Here is a 21642-nt window from a genome sequence, read left to right as displayed (position 1 = left end):
GGGCAGGTCGGGAGATCACGCCGAGACGGCCGCAGGCCGCTCACGGATGGTGCGGTGCTCGATTCCCTTGTCGGCGGCCTGTTCCGGGGTGAGCGCGACGATCCGTTTGACGAAGATCCCCGGCAGGTGGATCTGATCGGGGCCGAGTTCACCGACCTCCACCACCTTCTCGGCTTCGACGATGGTGATGCGCCCCGACATCGCGGCGGGCGGATTGAAGTTGCGGGCGGCGGCGTGGAAGCAGCAGTTGCCCGCCGTGTCGACGACGGCGGCGCGCACCAGCGCGTAGTCGGTGACGATGGACTCCTCGAGCACCATCTCCTGACCGTTGAAGGTGCGGACCTCCTTGGCCGGCGACGCCAGCGCGACCGAGCCGTCGGAGTTGTATCGCCACGGCAGACCACCGTCGGCGACGAGGGTGCCGACGCCGGTCGGGGTGAAGAACGCGCCGATCCCGCTGCCGCCGGCGCGCATCCGTTCGGCCAGCGTCCCCTGTGGGGTGAGCTCGACGGTGACCTCACCGGCGAGGAACTGACGGCCGAATTCCTTGTTCTCTCCGATGTAAGAGGCGATCACCTTGTCGATCCGTCTGGCCTCCAACAGGAGTCCGAGGCCGGCGCCGTCGACGCCACAGTTGTTGCTGACGATGGTGAGGTTTCCGGCACCCTGGGCGAGCAGCGCGTCGATGAGGAACTTGGGGATTCCGGAGAGCCCGAATCCGCCGACCGCGAGACTCGCGCCGTCGGGAATGTCGGCGACTGCCTCGGCGGCGGACGCGGCAACCTTGTTGATGCTCATGACTTCTCCAGATGTTCGATGAGGGCGGCAGTGATGATGGCGGGCTGTTCGGCGTTGGCCAGGTGCGCCGCGTCGTCGACGACGAGCAGCGTGCCGTCGGCGACGGCGTCGACGATGTCGGCGAGCATCTGCGGCGGGGTGGCCGGGTCGTCGGCGCCGGCGATCGCGAGGGTCGGCGCGGTGATCGCGGAGATCTCGTCGCGTTGATCCATCGCGGCGATGGCCTCGCAACATCCCGCATACCCTTCGGCCGGCGTGGCGGCGATCATGTCCCGGTAGTAGGCCAATCGGTCCGAATTCGCCTCGTCGGCAAGGAATCCCGGACTGAACCAGCGGCTGAGTACGCCATCGGCGACGGCGACCGATCCACCGTCGCGGACCACCGCGGCGCGGTCCGTCCAGCCGGCCGCCGGCCCCAGATACGGTGAGGTACACAGCAATCCGAGGCTGCGCACACGATCCGGGTTGCGCACGGCGACCCGCATCGCGGTCATCCCGCCAAGGGAGAGACCCACGATGGCCGCTCGCTCGACGCCCAGGCGGTCGAGCAGGGCGACGAGATCGTCGACGAGGTCGTCGATCCCGTACGGCCCCTGCGGAACCGGCGACGCCCCGTGTCCCCGGGTGTCATAGCGCACCACTCGGAAGGTCTTCTCGAGTTCGGGGACCTGGGCATCCCACATCCGGTGGTCGGAGCCCAGCGAGTTCGACAACACGACGACCGGGGCGTCGGCGGGCCCACTCACATACGATGCGACCTCGACCGCGCTCATCGGATCACCTCGAACACCGCGGCCAGTCCCTGACCGCCGCCGATACACATGGTTTCCAGAACGTGGCGGGCGTCTCGACGCCGCGCCTCGTACGCCGCGGTCGCCAGGATGCGGGCGCCGGTCGCGCCGATCGGATGTCCCAGCGAGATCCCGGAACCGTTGGGGTTCAGGCGTTCGTCGGTCGGGTCGATCTCCCATTCGGCGAGAACGGCGAGCACCTGTGCGGCGAAGGCTTCATTGAGCTCGATCAGATCCATGTCGGCGAGGGTCAGGCCGGCGCGGGCCAGCGCCGCGGCGGTGGCGCCGACCGGTCCGATTCCCATCTCCTCGGGGGCGCAGCCGGTGACGGCCCAGGAACGCAGCGCCAGAAGCGGTGTGAGACCGCGCTTCTCGGCACCGGCGCGGGTGGTGACGACGCACATCGCCGCACCGTCGTTCTGCCCGGACGCGTTACCGGCGGTGACCGTCGAGTCGGGGTCGATGCGGGAACGGATGGCGCGCAGTTTCGACAGGCTCGCGAGGTCGGCGTCGGCACGCGGGTGCTCGTCGCGGTCGACGACGGTGTCGGGTTTTCCGCGACGCCCGGGGATGGTGACGGGCACGAGTTCGTCGGCGAAGCGCCCGGCGTCGTGTGCGGCGATGGCCCTTTCGTGGGAGCGCACCGCGAGTTCGTCCTGCTCGGTGCGGCTCAGCGAGTATTTCTTGCGCAGGTTCTCGGCGGTCTCGATCATTCCACCGGGCACCGGGTGCGACTGTCCGCCCGCGGTGAGGCGACCGCGATCGAGGCGGTCCATCAGCTCGACGCCGCCCTGACGCACCCCAGTCCGCAGGCCGAGCGCATAGTGCTCGACATTCGACATCGATTCGGCACCGCCGGCGATGACCAATTCGGCTCCCCCGGAGGCGATCTGGGCGGCACCATTGAGGATGGCCTGCAGTCCCGAGCCACATCGGCGGTCCACCTGCATGCCGGGCACGCCGATACCGAGACCGGCGTCGAGGGCGGCCATGCGTCCGATGGCGGGTGACTCACCGTTGGCATAGCCCTGTCCGAGGATGACGTCGTCGACATCGCCCTCTCCGAGGCCGGTCCGCGTGGCGAGTTCGCGTAGCAGTGTCGTCGCCAGGTCGGTGACGGTCAGCGGCGCCAGCGCGCCACCCATCCGGCCCACCGGGGTGCGCAGCGGGGAGCAGATGACCACATCGGTGTCGGAAGAAGTCGAGGTGCCAGAACTCATACTCCGAGGCTAGGCCGCACCGCTAATATTCTGAAGTACCAAAATCGCCGCTATTGAGAGCTGTGAAGTATCAAAAGTCGTAGACTCGCATCCATGGAACTGCGTCACCTGCGATACTTCCGCGCGGTCGCCGAGGAGTTGCACTTCGGCCGGGCCGCGCAACGACTCCACATCGCCCAGCCGCCACTGTCGGCACAGATCCGGCAGGTCGAGGCCGAACTCGGCGTCGAGTTGCTGACCCGCTCAACCCGCCGCGTCGAACTGACCCCCGCCGGGACCGCATATCTGACGCAGGTCGTCGCGATCCTCGACGCCGTAGAATCCGCCGGCGCCCAGGCGCGACGCATCGCCGAAGGCCAGGAAGGACACCTGACGATCGGGTGCGTCGGCTCGGCCACCTATTCGCTGCTCCCGCAACTCGTCCGCACGCTACGCGACGAACTCCCCGGGGTGGAGGTCGCGGTCCGCGGCGAGATGCTGGCGCCCGAACTCCTCTCCGCGCTGGAAGAGCGACGGATCGACCTCGCGCTGTTACGACCGCCGATCACCGGGACCGACGCGGTGATCGAACCGATCCGTTCCGACCGGCTGATCGTCGCACTCCCCGACAGCCACCGACTCGCCGACCGCACAGAGCTGTCCGTCGCCGACCTGGCGACCGACGACCTGATCGCCCACGCCGGGCACGGCCGCTCGGTGATGAACTCGGTGATCTCGGGTCTGTGGGCCGACGCGGGGTTCGTGCCACGTATCCGCCACGAGGTCGCCGAGACCTCGACGCTGGTCACACTCGTGGCCGCCGGGTTGGGGGTGGCGATCGTGCCCGCACCCACCGCCGCCCTCGACATCGCCGGCGTGCGCTACGCCGACCTCGTCCCGCACACCAGCGTCGAACTCGTCGCCGCACGACCCGCCCAGGTGCACTCACCGGTGGTCGATGAGGTGGTGACGGTGTTGCATCGCCTGGCGCAGGCGCCGGGATGAACGCGACCCGGGCCCGTCAATAACCCAGGAACTCAATACCCCCAGAAACTCAATAACCCAGGAATGCGTCGGTGCGAATCCGCCAGAACGCCCAGCGGGTTGTGGTGTCGGTGCGGCGAATGGTGGCGGCGGTGGTGCGCACGAACGCGGGATTGCCCGACACGAGATAGTGCGCATCCCCGGAGTGCACCGCACGCCCGGCGAGGTCGACCAACGCCGCGGGTTCGGCGATACCCGCGGTCAGCCCTGCGTCGTCGGAGGTGACCTCGACCCGCGCGCCGGCGGCCCGCAGGATGTCGAGATCGTCGTCGTACACCGTCCGCTCGGCGGCACCGACGACGTGGACGACCGTCAGCCACGACAGGTCGGGGCGGCCGTCACCGAGCGTCAGGGTGCGCAGCATCGATCGGTACGGGGTGATGCCGATGCCGGCGGCCAAGAGCACCAGTGGGTGCCGGCCCACCCGCCCCTCGAGGGTGAAATCGCCGCCGGTGGCGTCTAGATACAGCCGGCTCCGCCGGGATTCGATGAGGTCGGACTTGAAGGTGGACACCCGCGCCGACGGCACGGTGAACGCGAACTCGGCCGGGTTCTCCCCCGGCGCCTCGGCGTAGGAGAACACGCGCCGGGTGCGCTGCCACAACGGCGCCGACCACCGTGGCGCCGACACCATCGCCCACTGACCAGGCGCGAACCGCAACGGCGAGGTCGTCTGCGCGCGAACCCGATAGGTGTTCTCGGCGATGCGGTCGACATACGTGTCGAGCACCACCCGCCCCGCACCGCGCTGGGCGACCAACCGGACCACGAAGGCGTAGACACATCCGACGCCCAGCGCGATCTGCGGCACGAACTCCAGCGAATAGGCGTCAGTGATCTCGAAGGTCTGCTGCCAATTCATCAGCACCGCAACGATGATCGCGTACACGGCGCGGTAAATTCGCGATGTCGGCGAGGTCAACGGCTCGGGCAGCATGACGGCCGCGAGGAACAGCGTGGGCGACGAGACGAACACGAACTGCAGATCCTGACCGCCCTGCGTCACCTGCAGCACTCCGACGGTGGCCAGCGTCGCCAGCAGGAAGACCGTGACGAGCCACCATTCGCGCAGCACGGTCACCAACAGGATGCCGATGATGAGCATCGGATAGAACAGCGGCTCCGCGGCCACCCACCAGAACGGCGAACTCAGCGGCACCCCACCGATACTCACCCCGGCATAGGAGACCGCGTACGCGGCGATCGCCCCGACGACGGCCGGGTTGAGGATCAACCGGCGACGCCACACCACCACGTACTTGCTGATCGCCGCAGCGCCCGCAGCAATCACCATCGACACCGCCGAGGCCGCATCGGACACACCGGGCATGAGGAAGAACAGGATCAACGCCGTGATCGCCCACGAATCCGCACCCGGCGGTACCCGCACCAGCGCCGCACACAGGTACGTTCCGGCGCCCGTGACGGCCAGCGCGATCACCAGTGACACCAGCAATTGTTCTGGGGTATAGGCGAAATCGTTGTCGACGGTAGCGACGATGAACGACACGACGGCCAGTGCGAGCAGCGCGAGCAGCACCGCGCGATGCATGGTCAGCCATCGCGGTGACAGACTGCTGCGCAGTGACGGACTCGTCATACGAACAACTCCAATCCGGGGATCGAGGTGTGCTCGACGACTCCGTTGCCGCGAATCGTCACATGGTCGGGTAGGTCGGTGCCGGCGAACCGGAACCCGGCGATGTCGGAGCCGACCGACAGTGCCGACGTCCGCTCGTGACGCGCACCGAGACCGATCAATTCCGTTGCTGCCGTGAAGAACAGCGCGGTCGCGAGGCCGTCCGCGGTCATCGCGTCGGCCGCGTACACCCAGGTGGCCATGACCTCACGGGTGGGAGCAGCCGTCGTCGGGTCGACGATGTGGTGCCAGTCGCCCCACACGCGACGGTTGGCCGCAGACGCGCACAACGCACCCCCGGTCAATTCGACGAGTCCGATCGCCTTGGTCGGGTCGAGGGGGTGTTCGAGGGCGATCCGTACCGGTTCGTCGCGCGGCGAGATCATCATGTCCCCGCCGGCGTCGACGAGGTAGCGCTCGGTGTGGTCGGCGACGATCGACGCCACCCGGTCGACGGCGAAGCCCTTGCCGGCTGCCCCGACGTCAAGCAGGACGGGGGTGTGGACCACCAATTCGGTACCGTCCCAGTCGATGACGTCGTCCCACGCGGGCGCGGGCACGGTGCGATCGGGGGTCAACGAGTAGTCGGCGTCGTATCCGGCGTCGTCGAGGATCTGCCCGACCAGCGGGGTGAGGGCACCACCGGTGGCGTCGTAGAGCTCGCGATACCACTCCAGCAGACATCGATCCTCGCGGGCGAGGCGGTATCGGCCGGCCGTGCGGGACATCTCGGCGACCGTCGAGTCCGGACGGAAGCGTGACCAGAACCGGTCGATGCGATCGAGTTCGGCACCCACCGCGGCACGCGCACGGTCCGAGAGCGGCCGGTCGGTGGTGATCTCCCAGACCGTGCCGAGCGCCTCGAAACCCCAGTCGGTACTCAACGGGTCGGTACGCACCGGATCAGGCGCGCGCCTGCGACTTGATCTGGGCGATGGCGTCATTGAAGCCACCGGAGGTCAGTGACGATCCGGACACCTTGTGCACGTCGAGATCGTCGATGTTCTTGCCGACCACCTCGGAGTTGATCCCGCTGGCGAACTTCGCCTGGAACTCCGCTGACGTTCCGCGGGTATGACTGCGATCGAGATCGACCTTGGTGATCGTCGCATTGTCGAGCGTGACGGTCACACCGATCTGCTGCGGGCCGCCCGGGGAGACGTAATGCCCGGTCGCACTGTAGGTGCCGCTCTTGTACTCGCCGGAGCCGCCTGCGGAACCGGTCGCCGAGGTGGCCGAGGCCGCCGCGCCCGTACTCTGGGTGGCGTCGGAGGCCGTCGCGTCGTCGGAACCGCATGCGGCGGTCGCCAGGCCCACGGCGGCGACGGCGGCAACCACCCCGGTCGCGCGGGTCACGGTCACGAACTCATCTTTGCGGACCATGGTCCGGATTGATCGGGTCATGGTTCCCCATTCTGGGGCACGATCACCGTGGCGCGCCTCCCCCGAGGCCGATGTCTTAGGGTATCCCAAGAAACTTCGCAGCCACCTGCCGGATTCATGCCGGCGGATCAGCGTCCGGCGGCCGCCACGCGCGCCTGGATGGCGTTGACGAACACCGACGAGATGTCGTCGGCGGTCTTGGCGACATACGAGGTACCGCCGGTCGCGTCGGCGATCTGCTTCAAAGCGTCGGTGTCGGCGTCGGAGGAGATGCCGATGGTGAGCACGAGTACCGGCCGCGCCGGATCCTCGAGCTTCTTGAGCTCGGTGATCAGCTCGTCGAGGCTGATGCTGCCGGGATCCTCGTTCTCGCCGTCGGTCATGATGATGACGCTGTTGGAGTAGGTCGGATCGTAGGTGCTCTGGACCTGCTTGAATGCGGCGAGGGTGGTGTCGTAGAGACCCGTCGCCCCGCCGAGGTTCTGCGGCGCCAGCCCCTGCGTCACCGCGGCGGCGAGTTCGTCACGGTGGGTCTTTCCGTTGGCCGCGGGCGCGTCGAGCCGACGGATGTCGGACAGCGACACCCAGTCCTGGCCGCCCGGGCCGCGGTTCTGGCTGAACGCCCAACCGCCGATCTCGGCGTTGTTCGGGAAGAGCTTCAGTCCCTGCAACGACGCGTCGATCAACAACTGCGCCCGGGTCTCGGAACCGACGCGCTGCTGCATCGATCCGGAGGTGTCCTCGACGACGAGCGTGCGGATCGGCACGCCGAGCACCTGCCACTGCCGCAGTGCCTTGTCGACCTCGGCGGGATCGCGCAGCGTGAGCACCTGCACCGGCTGACCAGTGCCGTACGGGTGATCGCCACCGGCCGGCTTGCCGTTCGGCAGACGAAATGCCGCGTCGGCCAACGGTTGTGCGGCATTGCCGGCGATACCGGCGGCCAGCGCCTTGCCCGCGTCGTCGGCGTCGCCCTTGCGCGCCGAACCGGCGGTGTTCACCAACGGGTAGTCCAGCAGCACAGTGCCGTCGGCGGGAATCGCGAACTTCAGCTGCGATCCCGGATGGGTGCGCATGAACATCACGTACTGCTGTTCGGTCGTCACCGCCGGCACCTCGGAGGCGTTCGCCAGATTGAGGCGCGTGCCCTCGCTGTCGTTGGTCAGACGAACGTTGTTCTGCTGCACCGCAAGTACCGTCATGCCCTCGAGTAGTTGATCCTCGGTGAGCTTGTTGGCATTGACCTCGGCGAGTGCGCCGACGATCGGTGCGTCGCCGCTGCTGGTGTCCACCGGGCTGCCCGCGCGCAGATCGGGCAGCTTCATGACCTGCTCCCAACTGGTCAGCTGCGGCACGTTCTTGCCGACGACGACGGTGGGGGTGGACACCAACGACGGTGAGGTGAGATCGAGTTCCTGACGGACCTGGGTGATGACGCGGCGAGCCTGCAATTGCGAATCCGGCACCCACAGATCGGGGCGCTGATCACCACTGGTCAACAGACCCGGGGCGGCCGACCCGGCCACCGAGTCGACCGAGTAGTCGTAACAACTGTTGGCCGACACCGTGGCCGCGGAATCCCGCAACGCCGAGGCGATCGTCGGATCGGCGGCGACGGTCACACTCGTCCGGTCACCGTGACAGGCACCCGAACCGACGGTGCGCCACACCACGAATCCGGTCACGAGGGCGGCAACGACCACCAGTGCGCCGAGACCCCACAGCAGGGCGCCGCGACGCGACGACCGCACCTTGCGGTGCTCGAAACCGAAGTCGGTGGCAGCACCGGACTGACCGTCACCCGGACGGCCGGGAGCGCGCCCGGAATCCGCAGGCTCGTTGCTGTGCCGCCCCATGTGCGCACTCCCCCTGTGTTGTCGAACCCTGTGTTGTCGAATCCGGTTGGTGTCGAGCCCGGCAGTGTCGAAGTCAGCCGAACTTCTGCTGGAAGGTCGTCAGCGATGTGTGCAGATCCCCGTGGACCACCTTGGCCGTCGCAATTCCGATCGGCCCCATCAACGGGAGACCACCGAGGTCGACGAGGAACGTGATCGTCGATCCCGAGGAACGGGGCTCCACCGACAGGTCGAGCTTCACCTTGATCCCGCCCTTACCCGAACCCTTCAGCCGCACCTCGCTGCCCTCGACATACTTGTCGACGACCCAGTCGATGCGCACGGGATTGCCCTTCACCTTCACGATGGAGGTCACCTTGAGTCCCTTGCGCAATTCGTGCGGCTGCGGCACCGGACTACGCCATCCACCATGCAGCACCAACCACTCGTCGAAACGCGACAGATCCGACGCCGCGGTCCAGGTGTCTGCGGGTGACAGCTCGAGGTCGATGGAGTCGCTCGTCTTCGCCATGGTGTGGAAGCCTAACCGGTGATGCAGGTGCACAGACGACGACCCGAGCCTTGCCCAACCGGGCGCGACCGGCTGACCGCGGCGATCGCCCATCCCGATCCCACCGTCGGGGCACGAACGCTGCTCGACGCGATCCTCGTCGGGCACGACGTGAGCCTGCGGATCACCGAGGTCGAGGCCTATGCGGGACCGCGCGATCCCGCGTCGCACGCCTTCGTGCGCACTGCGCGCTCGGAGATCATGTACGGCCCACCCGACCGGCTCTACGTGTACCACATCCACGGCCATTTCTGCGCGAATGTGGTGACCGGGCCCGACGGGTTGGCATCGGCGGTGCTGCTGCGCGCCGGTGAGGTACTCGACGGATCGGCACTCGCACATCGTCGACGAGCGGCCGGTCGGGCGGCACCGGTCGCCGAGTCGGCGCTGGCGCGTGGTCCGGGCAATCTGACCCGTGCGCTCGGGATCACGATGGACGATCTGGGCGCCGACCTCGGCGATGACACGCCGGTCACGCTGCTACCCGCGGACGAACCGATCGACCCGGCAGCGATCAGCGCCGGCCCACGGGTAGGTGTGCGACGCAATGCCGACCTCGCGTGGCGGTTCTGGCTCACCGACGACCCGACGGTGTCGGCGTATCGCCGACACCCGCGGGCCGCAGCGGGAACTTAGGCGGGATTCTGCGGCGGCTGGTTGGGGGTATCCGGCTTCTGTGTTTCCGGGTTCTGTGTTTCCGGATTCTGGGTTTCCGGATTTTGGGCCCCGACGGCCTTGCGGGCCGCGTCCTGCGCCTTGTCGACCTGCGAGGCGTACTTACCGCCGGTCGCCTTGTCGATGGCGTCGCCGCCCTTGTCGATCAGACTCGGGTTCTTCTGCAGTGCGGCCTTGGCCTTGTCGACCAATCCCTTGAGATCCATGACCAGCTCCTCGTGGTGGGGTGATGACCGTCTGTCACACGGTGTACAGATCGGGCGAAGCGGTCCCCGAGTGTAGGTGCCGCGTCGAGCTCATGCCAGCGATTCTCCCTCGGCGCCGTCGATGTGCTCCGAGTCGCGATCGCCGACCAGACGCGGCAACAACCGCGACACGATCTCCACACCCGCGATGCCGCAGGCCGCGGCGATGAACGCGACCACGTTCATGTCCCAGTTCGACGAATCCAGTTTGAACATGTGCTGCGTCCACGGCCAGGCGAAGATGATCACGTAGGCGCCGACGGAGGCGACCAGCAGCACGATCTTCCACCACGTGTACGGCCGCGCGACGACGGCCAGGACGTAGAGGGCTACGGCGATCAGGCAGATCAGGGTGGCCGTGGCCGCCTGGGTCTGCGCGGGCGGGAGGTCGACGCTGTCGCCACCCAACGCCACCCCGGTCCCGCCGGGATTGACGATGACGTAGGTGATGAACGCGGCGAGCCCGACGATGATGCCGTTGGGTACCGCCTGGGTCAGCACCCGACGGACGAAGCCGGTCCGGGCACGCTCGTTGTTCGGGGCGAGCGAGAGGATGAATGCCGGCACGCCGATGGTGAACCATGCCGAGATGGTGACGTGGATGGGTTGGAAAGGGTAACTGAGCGAGGCGAATCCGAAGATCTTGCCGGCCACCCCGGCAACCCCGACGAACAGTGCGAGCAGCACCGCGTACACGGTCTTGGTGAGAAACAGGTTGGATACGCGCTCGATGTTGCCGATCACCCGTCGGCCTTCGCCGACCACATACGGCAACGTCGCGAATTTGTTGTCCAGCAACACGATCTGCGCGACCGCCCGGGCCGCCGAACTGCCCGATCCCATGGCCACGCCGATGTCGGCGTCCTTGAGCGCGAGGACGTCGTTGACGCCGTCACCGGTCATCGCCACGGTGTCCGCGCGCGACTGCAGCGCCGCGACCATCGCACGCTTCTGGTCGGGACGCACCCGGCCGAAGATGACGCCGTCGGAGACGACCTCGGCGAGCTCGGCGGGATCGTCGGGCAGGCTACGCGCATCGACGGCCGACTCGGGTGAACCGAGACCCAGCGACTGGGCCACCGCGCCCACCGAGCGCGCATTGTCGCCGGAGATCACCTTCACCTCGACGTGCTGGGACGCGAAATAGTCGAGGGTATCGCGGGCGTCGTCACGCACCCGCTGTTCGAGGACGACGAGCGCGACCGGCGTCAGCGTCCCGGGAACGGTTGTCGCCGAACCGCTCTCGGTGGGCGCGGCATCGGGGTCGGTGTCGACCGGGACGTCGGTGTGCCCGAGCAGCAACACCCGCAGTCCGTTGGCGCCGATCTCCGAGGCCAGCGTGGCCGGCGCGGAGTCCGGGTCGAGGAGCACATCGGGGGCACCGAGAATCCAGTTGCCGCGATCGGCACCGGAGGCGTCGGCGAGCGACATGCCGCTCCACTTCTTGGCGGAGGTGAACGGCTCGATGGCGGTGAGATGCCAGTCCGGGGCCTGCGGGTAGGCCTCGGCCAGCGCGAGCACGCTCGCGTTGGGGCTGCGGTCGTTGGCGGCGAGCGCGGCGAGGACGTCGTCGACCGACGTGTGCTCGGCGGCGTCGCCGACCCCACGCACCTCCGACAGCCGCATGCCGTTCTCGGTGAGCGTGCCGGTCTTGTCGGCGCAGACGACGTTGACGCGGGCGAGGCCCTCGATCGCGGGCAGTTCGTTGACCAGGCATTGGCGGCGCCCGAGCCGGACGACGCCGACGGCGAACGCGATCGAGGTCATCAGGACCAGTCCCTCGGGCACCATCGGCACCAGCGCGGCGACCATGCCCAACAGCGACGCACGCAGCCCGTTCCCGCTGATGAACAGCTGATTGACGATCGTCAGGACACCGGCCGGGATGAGCAGCCACGTGATCACCTTGAGGATCTCGTTGATCCCGGACATCAGCTCCGAGGACACCAGCGTGAACTTCGACGCCTCGGCGGCCAGCTGCGAGGCGTAGGCGTCGGCGCCCACCTTGGTGGCCCGGTACGCGCCGGATCCGGAGACCACGAAGCTGCCGGAGAGGATCTTGTCGCCCGCGGCCTTGTCGACGGCGTCGGCCTCACCGGTGAGCAGCGATTCGTCGACGTCGAGGACCAGCGATTCGACGACCTCACCGTCGACGACGATCTGATCGCCCGCGCCGACCTCGATGATGTCGTCGATGACGACCTCGGCGGGCGGCAACTCGTGCACCTGCCCGTCGCGGCGTACCCGGGGCCGGGTCTGACCGACGATGGCCAGCCGGTCGAGGGTGCGTTTGGCGCGGATCTCCTGGATGATGCCGATGCCGCTGTTGGCCACGATGAGCAGACCGAAGAGGCCGTTGATGAACGAGCCGGTGAACGCGACGATGGCGAACAGCACACCGAGGATCGCGTTGATCCGGGTGAACACGTTGGCGCGGATGATGTCGGCGACGCTCCGCCCGGAGCGATCGGGCATCGAGTTGACCTGCCCGGCGGCGACCCGTTCGGCCACCTCGTCGGCGGTCAGTCCGGGATTGGTGGCTCCGGTGTCGATCAGTCCGCTCACGCCGAGGCTTCCCACCACTGCGGATCGGTGAGACCGGTCCCCGACCGACGGGTGAGGTCGATGCTGCCACCGGGCTGCGGAACCATCACCGTGGTCGCGTTGCGGCCGGCGCTGGGCAGCAGTCGCGCGATCGGCTCGGCCCACGGGTGGCGGGCAAGGGAGAACGTGCCCCAGTGGATGGGGACGAGAACGGCATCGGTGCCCGCCGACCCGGAGACCATCCGGTGGATCGCGACGGCCTCCTCGGGGTCGACGTGGACGTCGGGCCACAGCGTGTCGTAGGCGCCGACCGCGATGAGCGTGAGGTCGAACGGACCGAGCTGCGCGCCGAGGTCCTCGAAGCGTTCGGTGTAGCCGGTGTCGCCGGAGAAGAACACGCGATGGGTCGGTCCGACGATCGCCCAGCTCGCCCACTGGGTGAGGTCGCGGTCGAACATGCGGCCCGAGAAATGCCGGGCCGGCCCGCACGTGAAACTCACATGACCGGTCCGACCGGTGACCTCCACGGTCTCCCACAGATCGGCCTGCCGGATGCGATCGGCCGGCACACCCCAGGACAGCAGGTGTGCAGCGACCCCGAGCGGGGTGACGAAGGTGGCCGCGGGCTGGGTGTCGGCGATCGTGCGCACGGTCGCCATGTCCAGATGGTCGTAGTGGTCGTGGCTGATCAGCACGACGTCGAGGGGCGGGAGGTCGGCGGCCGGGAGCGGGGCGCGGTGCATCCGGGCGGGACCGATGACCTGCGACGGCGAACACCGCTGGGAGAACACCGGGTCGGTCAGCACCCGCATCCCGTCGATCTCGACAAGGGCCGAGGCGTGCCCGAGCCAGGTGACCGCGAGTGCCCGTGCGTCGTCGGGAAACGTCGGACGCTCAACCCGGATGGGTGTCGTCGGACGTCCGGGGCGTCGGGCCATGTCGAGCGCGACGCGCAGGTCGGGCGCCGACCCGGCCGACGGCGGTTCGGGGTTGGTGAAGGTCCGGCCCACCAGGTTCGGAGAACCCGCGACATGTCGCCAGATCGATTCCGGGTCGGCGCCGATCGCCCGTGCCGCGGGCAGTCCCGCCGAGGCCAGGGAGTCGACGGCCGCACCTGCCGCGCGCACGCCGAGCGTGCTGACCGAGGTCTTCATCCGCCCCAACACGTCGGTGGGCGTCTTTTCGATGGGCGTTGTCACGATCCTCAGCGTAACCGTGCCCGCCGGAAAGTCGTGGTACCGGAAAAGGGGGACACGGCTTGGTAGCATTCTCGCCTGCAACCAAGTTCACGCGTGTGCGGAGTTCACACGCTGGTCGGGAAGTGAAATTTCGTTGGCACGGATGTCCGTCACGGATCGGCGCGCAGCGCTCGTCGAGGCCGCATATCGGGTCATCGCCGACCACGGCGTCGAGGGCGCGACGACCCGCCGGATCTGTGCGCACGCCGACATGCCACTCGCGAGCTTCCATTACGCCTTCGAATCCCGCACCGCCCTGTTGTGCGCGGTGATGGAGACAGCGGTTCCCACCGACATCAATCAGATGCTGCACACGATCCAGGCCGAGGACGACGTCGTCGCCGGGTCGGCGGTGGAGGCGATGGAAACCACCATGCGCCACCAGCTCGATGCGTTCTACGCCATGCTCAAAGCCGACCCGGGTCGGCTGCAGGCCACGATCTCGCTCGGCATCTACGCGCACAACCATCCCGAGCTGCAGCGTCACGGCAAGAAGATGTACGAGAATCTCTACGGCGTCGCCGCCGCGGGCCTCGACGCCGGGGCAGCGCGCTGCGGTGTTCGGTTCGTCACCCCGTCCACCGAGATCGCGCCCGCGATGATCGGCGCGTTGATCTCGATCACCTTGATCTACTTGAGCACCGCCGACGACTCCGTCGTCAACACGCTCATGGAATCACTTGTCCGACAGACGATGTCGGCTGTCGTTGCGGATGATGAGGCTTCATGACGTCGGCCACCCCCATGGGACTGTGGGAGCGCGACCCGCGCCGGTACTGGGAGGGCTTCACCGAGGCGCTCACCGCGGCAGGAGTCGACAGTCCCGCCCTGGTCCTCGACACGTCCGCGCTCGAACACAATGTGGCCGACCTGCTGCGCCGCGCCGGTGGCGTACCCATCCGCTTGGCCAGCAAGTCGTTGCGGGTCCGCTCGGTCATCGCCGACCTCGTCGCCCGCCCGGGATTCGCCGGGGTGCTGGCCTATGACCTGGACGAAGCACGCTGGCTGGCAACCGAATCCGGTATCACCGATGTGTTGATGGGATACCCGACGGTGCGTGCGAGCGCCATCGGCGAGTTCCTCGCCGACGAGATGGCCACCACGCGGGTGACGTTGCTCGTCGACTCCGTGGCGCATCTCGACGCGATCGATGCAATCGCGGCTCCCGGCTCCCGGCCGTCGGTCCGGGTCGCCATCGACCTCGACGCGTCGTTGCGTGCACTCGGCGGTCGAGTGCATCTCGGTGTACGGCGTTCACCCATCCACGATCTCGACGCCGCGCTTGCCCTCGGTCGCTCGATCGTCGATCGCCCGGGTTTCGATCTGGTCGGCGTGATGTCCTACGAGGCACAGGTCGCCGGGGTCGGCGACGATGTACCCGGCAAACGCGCGAAGAACGGGGCCGTGCGTCTGATGCAGCGTGCCTCCATGGCCGAGATCCGGCGTCGCCGTGGACGAGTCGTGGCGGCGCTGCGCGACATCGCACCGCTGGAGATCGTCAACGCCGGCGGCACCGGTTCCCTGGAGGCCACCTCGCGGGACACCTCGGTGACCGACATCGCCGCCGGCAGCGGCGTTTTCGGCGGCCACCTGTTCGACACCTACCGTCGCTTCCGGCCCGCACCGGCGCTCGCGTTCGGGCTCGACGTGGTGCGTGTTCCCGCGCCGGGCTTCGTCACCTGCGCCGGCGGCGGATGGATCGCCTCGGGCCCACCGGCACCCGATCGCCTGCCCCGCCCGGTGTGGCCCCGCGAGCTGCACTATGTGGCGACCGAGGCGGCCGGTGAGGTGCAGACGCCGCTGCACGGACCGGGAACCGAGGACCTGCGGATCGGGGATCGGGTCTGGTTCCGTCACACCAAATCCGGCGAGGTGTGCGAACGGTCGTCGCGAGTCGCGCGCATCGCGCGAACTGCCGACGGGACGGCCCGGGTCGACGAGCTGGTACCCACCTACCGTGGAGAAGGGAAGTGCTTCCTGTGACCGTGGCGAGTTGGCGCAACTGGGGCGGGACGGCGCAGTGCACACCGGACGCCGTGCACTCCCCCGCCCGGATCGACGACGTCGTCGCGCTGGTCGAGCGTGCCGCGCAGACACATTCGACGGTCAAGGCCGTCGGGGCGGGCCACAGCTTCTCCCCCATCGCCGTGGCGCCGCAGCATCAACTGGACATGTCCGGGTTGCGCGGACTCGTCGACGTCGACGCCGACGCCCGGCGCGTCACGCTGCGTGCGGGCACCCATCTGCACGAGCTACCCGCCCTGCTCGGTGAGCACGGTCTGGCCATGACCAACCTCGGCGACGTGGACCGGCAAACCATCTCCGGGGCCACCTCCACCGGAACCCACGGCACCGGAATCGCTTTCGGCGGCATCAGCACCCAGATCGTCGGCGCAACCCTCGTGTCCGGAACCGGTGAGGTCGTCACCGTGTCCGAGGACGATCCCGACCTCGCCGCCGTCGCGTTGGGCCTCGGCGCGCTCGGCATCCTCGTCGACCTGACCATCGAGTGCGTTCCCGCGTTCTCCATCCGGGCCGAGGAGTACCCGCTCGACGCCGACGACGCGATCGACGGCTTCCTCGAACGCGTTGAGACACAAGATCATCACGAGTTCTACTGGTTCCCGCACACCACCTGCGCGCTGACGAAGACCAACACCCGACTCGACGGCCTGGTCGAGCCGTCGGGTACCGGCGCGGTACGCCGCTACATCGATGACGAGATCCTCTCCAACCGCGTGTACGGCGCCGTGTGCGCGCTCGGCTCCCGTCTGCCCGCAGTGGTTCCCGCGATGAGTCAGCTGTCCGGGCGGGTGCTGTCGGCCCGCACGTTCACCGACCGCTCCGACAAGGTGTTCGTCTCCTCTCGCACCGTCCGCTTCCGGGAGATGGAGTACGCGGTCCCGCTGGAGGCGACCCCGTCGGCACTGCGCGAGCTACGAAAGATGATCGACGGCAAGCGCTATCGGGTCAGTTTCCCCGTCGAGGTCCGCGCCGCCGCTGGCGACGATCTGATGCTCTCGACCGCATCCGGTGGACCACGGGGGTACATCGCCGTGCACCGATACCACCACGACGACCCCGCCGACTCCGCCGCATATTTCGCCGATGCCGAGGCGATCATGACCGCTCACGGCGGTCGCCCGCACTGGGGCAAGATGCACACACGCGACGCCGAGTATCTCCGGTCGGTCTACCCGCGCTTCGACGAATTCCTGGCCGTCCGAGACCGCTTCGACCCGGATCGGGTGTTCACCAACCCCTACCTGCACCAGGTGCTGGGTTCCTGACGGTTCCGGCCACCGTGGTTGCCGAACCAGCACCGGCACAAGCGGTCTCGAGGCTCGTCGCTATCGCTCCTCACACCTCGACCACCGGGGTGGGGCGGCTCGACACCGGAATGAGGACGCCGTCCCTTCCGATGGTCGAGGTGCCGACGAGCGCAGCGAGGAGGCCTCGAGACCCGCCGCACCGATCAGCGTCCACAACCCCCACGGCTACCGAACCAGCTCCGGCACAAGCGGTCTCGAGGCTCGTCGCTATCGCTCCTCACACCTCGACCACCGGGATGGGACGGCTCGACCACCGGGATGGGACTGCTCGACCACCGGGATGGGGAGGTCCCGCCACCGGGATAGGGCGGTTCGACTGCCGGGATAGGGCGGTTCGACTGCCGGGATAGGGCGGCTCCACCACCGGGATAGGGCGGTTCGACTGCCGGGATGGGGCGGCTCCACCACCGGGATGAGGACGCCGTCCCTTCCGATGGTCGAGGTGCCGACAAGCGCAGCGAGGAGGCCTCGAGACCCACCGCAGCCCGAGTGGCGCGCGCGGGCCAGGGCGCCGACACTGGGAGTATGCGTGATGTTCTCCCCGCCTTGGTTCGGCACCTGGAGCGCGGTCCGGTCGCCCTGGCCCGGGTGATCTCGACGACCGGCGCGTCGCCGCGTGCCGTCGGGTCGGCCATGCTGATCACCGCCGACGGGGAGATCATCGGGTCGTTGTCGGGCGGGTGCATCGAATCGGCGATCATCGACAGTGCCGCACAGGCGTTGAGCGACGAGACCGCGATCATCGAGCACTTCGGGCTCGCCGACCCCGACGGCATCGCGATCGGATTGACCTGCGGTGGAGAGATGGAAGTGCTCGTCGAGCCGCTTGGCGCCGGGCACCTGAGCGCGGTGCGACTCCTCGCCGCGGCGGTGGCCGCAGGCACACCGATCGCCCTGGCCGCCACCCTGAGCGCAAGCCCGGCATGGCACGTGGCCACTCCCGATGACCAGCGACCGTGGCGACACCTCGACGCCGACATCGCCGACCTACTCGCCACCGGACGCAGCGGCATCATCGGTGTCGACGACTGCGAGACCGGCCCACAGGGGGACCGGCCACGCACGTTTGTGCAGACCTTCGGCCCACGCTCACGGCTGATCCTGGTGGGCGCCAACGATTTCGTCCGCGCGCTCGCCACCCTGGGGTCGGCGCTCGGCCATCACGTGACCGTCGTCGATGCCCGCGCGGTGTTCGCGACCCGCGCGCGGTTCCCCGACGCCGACGAGGTGATCGTCGACTGGCCCCATCGCTATCTCGCCCACGAGATCGCCGAACACCGCACCGACAGGTCGACCTGCGTGTGCGTGATGACCCACGACACCAAGTTCGACGTGCCGGCGTTGCGCACGGCGTTGGGTTCCGACCGGGTGGGATTCGTCGGCGCGCTCGGTTCCCGACGGACCGTCGCCGACCGAAACGCCCGCCTCGTCGAGGCGGGCGTTACAGCAGATCAGTTGGCGCGGTTGCGTTCTCCGCTGGGTTTGGATCTCGGGGCACACACCCCGGCCGAGGTCGCCGTGTCGATCGCCGCTCAACTGATCGCCGACCGGCACGACGCCTCGGGGATGTCGTTGACGCTACGGAGTGGACCCATCCACCGGTGACCCCGAGGCCGGCGACTCCGCCGCGGGTTCGCCGGTGGTGGAATCGACGGCGATGTCGGAGGTGACCGACGACGTCGGGGCGGCCGACATGTCCTGTGCGGGAAGCACATGCTCACCGGTGCGGTCGCAGGACAGCGCCAGCGAACTGATGTACTGCTTCTCACCGTTCGGGCCGGGGACCGCCGAGGCGATCATGTCCGGGCGTTCGAACTCGATGCCGGTGACACAGCACAGCAGGCGCGCATCGGTCGGGTTGCCGTGCTCGTCGTACATCGGGATGTCGATGCCGTCGTCGTGACGACGCAGGTAGTACTTGCCCTTGGTGGCCAGCGCCAGGATCGGCGGCAACAAGACGGCGAGCACCAATGCCACCAGCGGCGAGTACGGCTGGATCGCATCACCGAAGACGTGGAAGTACACCAGGATCGAGGCTCCCGCCGACACGATCAGCGATCCGAACCCGACGGGGTTCACGTTGTGGATCATGCCGCGCCGGAACTCGGGCTGCTTGGGCGAGATCCCGAGCAGGTACTTGTTGATCGCGATGTCGGAGGCCACGACGGCGATCCAGGCGATACCGCAGTTGGCGTAGAAGTTGAGCAGGTTGTTTAGGAAGCTGAACATGTCGGCTTCCATCAACACGATGGCGATGAAGACGTTGAAGAACAGGAACACCAGTCGACCCGGGTAGGTCTTGGTGACGCGGGTGAAGGCGTTGGTCCAGGCCAGCGATCCCGAGTATGCGTTGGTGACGTTGATCTTCACCTGGCTGATGACCACCAGGATCACCGCGAGGGTCAGTGCGAGCCAGTGCGGCAGGAAGTCCTGATAGATCTCGACGAACTGATGCACCGGCTGGTTGGCGATCCCGGCGTTGTCGATGCTGATGCCGATGAGGTACACGGCCAGGAACAGGCCGACGATCTGCTTGATGGCACCGAAGAACACCCAGCCCGGTCCGGCGGTGAGGGTGGCGATCCACCACTTGCGGTTGTTCTCCGGGGTGCGCGGCGGCATGAATCGCAGGTAGTCGATCTGCTCGGCGATCTGCGCGATCAGCGACAGACACACGCCTGCGGCCAGCATGGTGCCGGCAAAGCTGACACCCTTGCCCAGCGGGTTGCCCGCCGAGTCGACACCGCTGAACGCGAAGAAGTCACCGATCGCCGACGGGTGCTTGATCACCAGGTACAGGAACGGCAGCACCATCATGATCAGCCACAGCGGGGTGGTCCACACCTGCAGTTTCGCCAGGGTGTTCATGCCGTAGATGACCAGCGGGATGATCAGCACCGAGGACAGCAGGTAGCCGATCCACAGCGGGATGTGCAGGCCCAGCTGGAGGCCCTGCGCCATGATCGAACCCTCGAGTGCGAAGAAGATGAAGGTGAAGGACGCGAAGATGACGTTGGTCAGCACCGAGCCGTAGTAACCGAATCCGCTTCCGCGCGTGATGAGGTCGAGGTCGATGTTGTACCGCGCGGCGTAGTAGGCCAGCGGATAGCCGGTCAGCACGATCACCACCGCGAAGAACAGGATGCCCCACAAGGCATTTCCCGTGCCGTTGGCGATGCCGATGTTGGCACCGATCGCGAAGTCGGCCAGGTAGGCGATACCGCCGAGGGCCGAGATCGCGACGACCCCCGGGCCCCACTTGCGATAGCTGCGCGGTGCGAACCGAAGTGTGTAGTCCTCCAAGGACTCACGCGCGGCGGCTGCCTGCGCACCAGTGGCGATGATGCTGTGTTCGGCGTTCTCGATCTCTCCGACCCCTGCGGAGAGATCGTCGGCTCCGTGGTGTTTTTTCGACACGCAGTCCCCTTCCAGGAATGAACTGCGATCACGCTAGGGCTGACGCGTTTCTGAAAGGCACCCCTGCATGTTTCGGGAACGTTACGCGCTCGGCAAACCGGGCTATCCGAACACCGGAGGCACCGAACCGATGGGCCCGAACTACTTTCCGGAGAAGCGTGGGGCTCGGCGCTCGGCGCGCGCGGCGCGGCCCTCGGCGAGATCGTCGCTGTGCCAGGCACGCATCATCGCGGCATGACGTTCCTCCGGTGCCACGTCCCGGGCGCCGTCGCCGTTGAGGACGAGTTTGTAGTGCTGCAGGGTCAGCGGCGCCAGTTCGGCGATGGTCGCCGCCCAATGCTGGGCGTCGGCCAGATCACCGATGCGATTGGCGAATCCGAGGTCGTGGGCCCGATCGGCCGAGAGTGGATCGCAGCCGATCAGCATCCCGGCGGCCTGCCCGGCGCCGACGAGTGAGACCAACCGGCGGATGGTCCATTCATCCACGGCGACACCGATTTTGGCGGCCGGGATGCCGGCGATCGCATCGGGTGCCATGACCCGCAGGTCGGCGGCCATGGTCAGCTGGAGTCCGGCGCCGAGCGCCGCACCGTTGACCGCGGCGATCACCGGGACCGGGGTCGACTCGATCTGCTGCAACGTGGCGACGAGGTGGTCGAGGAAGCCGGGGTCATACACCGGACCCGACAGGTCGGCGCCGGCGGAGAACGCACTGCCACGCCCGGTCAGCACGATCGCCCGTGCACCCGCATCGACCGCGGCGGTGAAGGCCGCGCCGAGAGCCTCGATCACCTCTCCGTTGAGAGCATTGCGCTTGTCGGGGCGGTCGAGTTCGATTGTCGTCACCGCACCATCTGCACTCGTTGCAATCATGAACGCAGAGCCTACCGAGCCGGTGGCCGACCGGAGGCCGGTACATGCCGCTCACATG

19 protein-coding genes are annotated in these 21642 nt (G+C 67.9%); 6 read left to right on the top strand and 13 right to left on the bottom strand.

Features of this window, described 5'->3' with window-relative positions; all coding sequences use genetic code 11:
- Positions 1 to 15: 15 nt before the first annotated feature.
- The 3 genes from P3L18_RS14180 to P3L18_RS14170 are packed head-to-tail and all read right to left on the bottom strand — an operon-like array spanning position 16 to position 2809.
- Entirely contained in the window at positions 16 to 798 is a 783-nt protein-coding gene (locus P3L18_RS14180; RefSeq protein ID WP_006368265.1) for a CoA transferase subunit A, read from the bottom strand.
- On the bottom strand, positions 795 to 1571 hold the full coding sequence (pcaD, locus tag P3L18_RS14175; RefSeq protein ID WP_079929108.1) for a 3-oxoadipate enol-lactonase: 777 nt from the start codon (positions 1569 to 1571) through the stop codon (positions 795 to 797). The genes P3L18_RS14180 and pcaD overlap by 4 nt, the downstream gene beginning before the upstream one ends.
- The gene (locus tag P3L18_RS14170; protein WP_035727117.1) at positions 1568 to 2809 is read right to left on the bottom strand and encodes an acetyl-CoA C-acetyltransferase; all 1242 of its coding nucleotides are present in this window, start codon (positions 2807 to 2809) and stop codon (positions 1568 to 1570) included. The genes pcaD and P3L18_RS14170 overlap by 4 nt, the downstream gene beginning before the upstream one ends.
- 93 nt (positions 2810 to 2902) lie before the next feature.
- On the opposite strand from P3L18_RS14170, the gene P3L18_RS14165 reads away from it, so the two are divergent.
- On the top strand, positions 2903 to 3793 hold the full coding sequence (locus P3L18_RS14165; protein WP_276114395.1) for a LysR substrate-binding domain-containing protein: 891 nt from the start codon (positions 2903 to 2905) through the stop codon (positions 3791 to 3793).
- 49 nt (positions 3794 to 3842) lie between these two features.
- Here the strand turns inward: P3L18_RS14165 and P3L18_RS14160 are convergent, their stop codons facing one another.
- The 5 genes from P3L18_RS14160 to P3L18_RS14140 all read right to left on the bottom strand — a co-directional run bounded on the left by P3L18_RS14160 (position 3843) and on the right by P3L18_RS14140 (position 9221).
- Positions 3843 to 5432: an FAD-dependent oxidoreductase gene (locus P3L18_RS14160; RefSeq protein WP_276114394.1), complete on the bottom strand. Its 1590-nt coding sequence runs from the start codon at positions 5430 to 5432 to the stop codon at positions 3843 to 3845.
- A complete protein-coding gene (locus P3L18_RS14155) occupies positions 5429 to 6370 on the bottom strand; it encodes an FAD:protein FMN transferase (protein WP_276114393.1) in 942 nt (313 codons plus the stop codon). Before P3L18_RS14155 ends, P3L18_RS14160 begins: the two co-directional genes overlap by 4 nt.
- 4 nt (positions 6371 to 6374) lie before the next feature.
- Entirely contained in the window at positions 6375 to 6875 is a 501-nt protein-coding gene (locus P3L18_RS14150) for an FMN-binding protein (RefSeq protein ID WP_276114392.1), read from the bottom strand.
- A gap of 107 nt (positions 6876 to 6982) precedes the next feature.
- Complete coding sequence (locus tag P3L18_RS14145; protein WP_276114391.1) at positions 6983 to 8710, bottom strand: VWA domain-containing protein; 1728 nt, start codon at positions 8708 to 8710, stop codon at positions 6983 to 6985.
- Between the two features lie 73 nt (positions 8711 to 8783).
- Positions 8784 to 9221, bottom strand: a complete 438-nt coding sequence (locus P3L18_RS14140; RefSeq protein ID WP_276114390.1) for an SRPBCC family protein — start codon at positions 9219 to 9221, stop codon at positions 8784 to 8786.
- A gap of 18 nt (positions 9222 to 9239) precedes the next feature.
- Between P3L18_RS14140 and P3L18_RS14135 the strand changes: the two genes are divergently transcribed.
- Entirely contained in the window at positions 9240 to 9896 is a 657-nt protein-coding gene (locus P3L18_RS14135; RefSeq protein ID WP_276114389.1) for a DNA-3-methyladenine glycosylase, read from the top strand.
- Here P3L18_RS14135 and P3L18_RS14130 read toward each other — a convergent pair.
- The 3 genes from P3L18_RS14130 to P3L18_RS14120 form a co-directional block, all read right to left on the bottom strand.
- On the bottom strand, positions 9893 to 10141 hold the full coding sequence (locus tag P3L18_RS14130; protein ID WP_020170264.1) for an antitoxin: 249 nt from the start codon (positions 10139 to 10141) through the stop codon (positions 9893 to 9895). The two genes, P3L18_RS14135 and P3L18_RS14130, sit on opposite strands and share 4 nt — an antisense overlap.
- A 90-nt stretch (positions 10142 to 10231) precedes the next feature.
- Positions 10232 to 12745, bottom strand: a complete 2514-nt coding sequence (locus P3L18_RS14125) for an HAD-IC family P-type ATPase (RefSeq protein WP_276114388.1) — start codon at positions 12743 to 12745, stop codon at positions 10232 to 10234.
- Entirely contained in the window at positions 12742 to 13923 is a 1182-nt protein-coding gene (locus P3L18_RS14120) for an MBL fold metallo-hydrolase (protein WP_276114387.1), read from the bottom strand. The genes P3L18_RS14125 and P3L18_RS14120 overlap by 4 nt, the downstream gene beginning before the upstream one ends.
- A gap of 142 nt (positions 13924 to 14065) precedes the next feature.
- Between P3L18_RS14120 and P3L18_RS14115 the strand changes: the two genes are divergently transcribed.
- The 4 genes from P3L18_RS14115 (at position 14066) to P3L18_RS14100 (ending at position 18899) form a co-directional block, all read left to right on the top strand.
- Complete coding sequence (locus P3L18_RS14115; RefSeq protein ID WP_276114386.1) at positions 14066 to 14692, top strand: TetR family transcriptional regulator; 627 nt, start codon at positions 14066 to 14068, stop codon at positions 14690 to 14692.
- Positions 14689 to 15945 carry an alanine racemase gene (locus P3L18_RS14110; RefSeq protein ID WP_276114385.1) on the top strand — a complete coding sequence of 419 codons (1257 nt, stop codon included), beginning with the start codon at positions 14689 to 14691 and terminating at the stop codon, positions 15943 to 15945. The genes P3L18_RS14115 and P3L18_RS14110 overlap by 4 nt, the downstream gene beginning before the upstream one ends.
- On the top strand, positions 15942 to 17252 hold the full coding sequence (locus tag P3L18_RS14105) for a D-arabinono-1,4-lactone oxidase (protein ID WP_276114416.1): 1311 nt from the start codon (positions 15942 to 15944) through the stop codon (positions 17250 to 17252). Before P3L18_RS14110 ends, P3L18_RS14105 begins: the two co-directional genes overlap by 4 nt.
- Positions 17253 to 17819: 567 nt before the next feature.
- Complete coding sequence (locus P3L18_RS14100) at positions 17820 to 18899, top strand: XdhC/CoxI family protein (protein ID WP_276114384.1); 1080 nt, start codon at positions 17820 to 17822, stop codon at positions 18897 to 18899.
- Here P3L18_RS14100 and P3L18_RS14095 read toward each other — a convergent pair.
- Positions 18873 to 20711, bottom strand: coding sequence for a hypothetical protein (locus tag P3L18_RS14095; protein ID WP_079929096.1), 1839 nt, complete (start codon positions 20709 to 20711; stop codon positions 18873 to 18875). The genes P3L18_RS14100 and P3L18_RS14095 overlap by 27 nt on opposite strands.
- A gap of 141 nt (positions 20712 to 20852) precedes the next feature.
- Complete coding sequence (locus P3L18_RS14090; RefSeq protein WP_035727110.1) at positions 20853 to 21584, bottom strand: enoyl-CoA hydratase; 732 nt, start codon at positions 21582 to 21584, stop codon at positions 20853 to 20855.
- Positions 21585 to 21642: the final 58 nt, after the last annotated feature.

This window comes from Gordonia sp. N1V, from assembly GCF_029269935.1.
GTDB classification, from domain to species: domain Bacteria; phylum Actinomycetota; class Actinomycetes; order Mycobacteriales; family Mycobacteriaceae; genus Gordonia; species Gordonia polyisoprenivorans.
The sequence above is the reverse complement of the archived record's forward strand: the minus strand, read 5'-3'. Positions and strand labels throughout refer to the sequence as shown.

Excerpts from the sequence above, each read along its gene's own strand:
- P3L18_RS14130 (WP_020170264.1), bottom strand. The coding sequence starts at position 10,141 with ATGGATCTCAAGGGATTGGTCGACAAGGCCAAGGCCGCACTGCAGAAG.
- P3L18_RS14110 (WP_276114385.1), top strand. The coding sequence starts at position 14,689 with ATGACGTCGGCCACCCCCATGGGACTGTGGGAGCGCGACCCGCGCCGG.
- P3L18_RS14100 (WP_276114384.1), top strand. The coding sequence starts at position 17,820 with ATGCGTGATGTTCTCCCCGCCTTGGTTCGGCACCTGGAGCGCGGTCCG.
- P3L18_RS14160 (WP_276114394.1), bottom strand. The coding sequence starts at position 5,432 with ATGACGAGTCCGTCACTGCGCAGCAGTCTGTCACCGCGATGGCTGACC.
- P3L18_RS14150 (WP_276114392.1), bottom strand. The coding sequence starts at position 6,875 with ATGACCCGATCAATCCGGACCATGGTCCGCAAAGATGAGTTCGTGACC.
- P3L18_RS14140 (WP_276114390.1), bottom strand. The coding sequence starts at position 9,221 with ATGGCGAAGACGAGCGACTCCATCGACCTCGAGCTGTCACCCGCAGAC.
- P3L18_RS14170 (WP_035727117.1), bottom strand. The coding sequence starts at position 2,809 with ATGAGTTCTGGCACCTCGACTTCTTCCGACACCGATGTGGTCATCTGC.
- P3L18_RS14145 (WP_276114391.1), bottom strand. The coding sequence starts at position 8,710 with ATGGGGCGGCACAGCAACGAGCCTGCGGATTCCGGGCGCGCTCCCGGC.
- P3L18_RS14165 (WP_276114395.1), top strand. The coding sequence starts at position 2,903 with ATGGAACTGCGTCACCTGCGATACTTCCGCGCGGTCGCCGAGGAGTTG.
- P3L18_RS14090 (WP_035727110.1), bottom strand. The coding sequence starts at position 21,584 with ATGATTGCAACGAGTGCAGATGGTGCGGTGACGACAATCGAACTCGAC.
- P3L18_RS14180 (WP_006368265.1), bottom strand. The coding sequence starts at position 798 with ATGAGCATCAACAAGGTTGCCGCGTCCGCCGCCGAGGCAGTCGCCGAC.
- pcaD (WP_079929108.1), bottom strand. The coding sequence starts at position 1,571 with ATGAGCGCGGTCGAGGTCGCATCGTATGTGAGTGGGCCCGCCGACGCC.
- P3L18_RS14115 (WP_276114386.1), top strand. The coding sequence starts at position 14,066 with ATGTCCGTCACGGATCGGCGCGCAGCGCTCGTCGAGGCCGCATATCGG.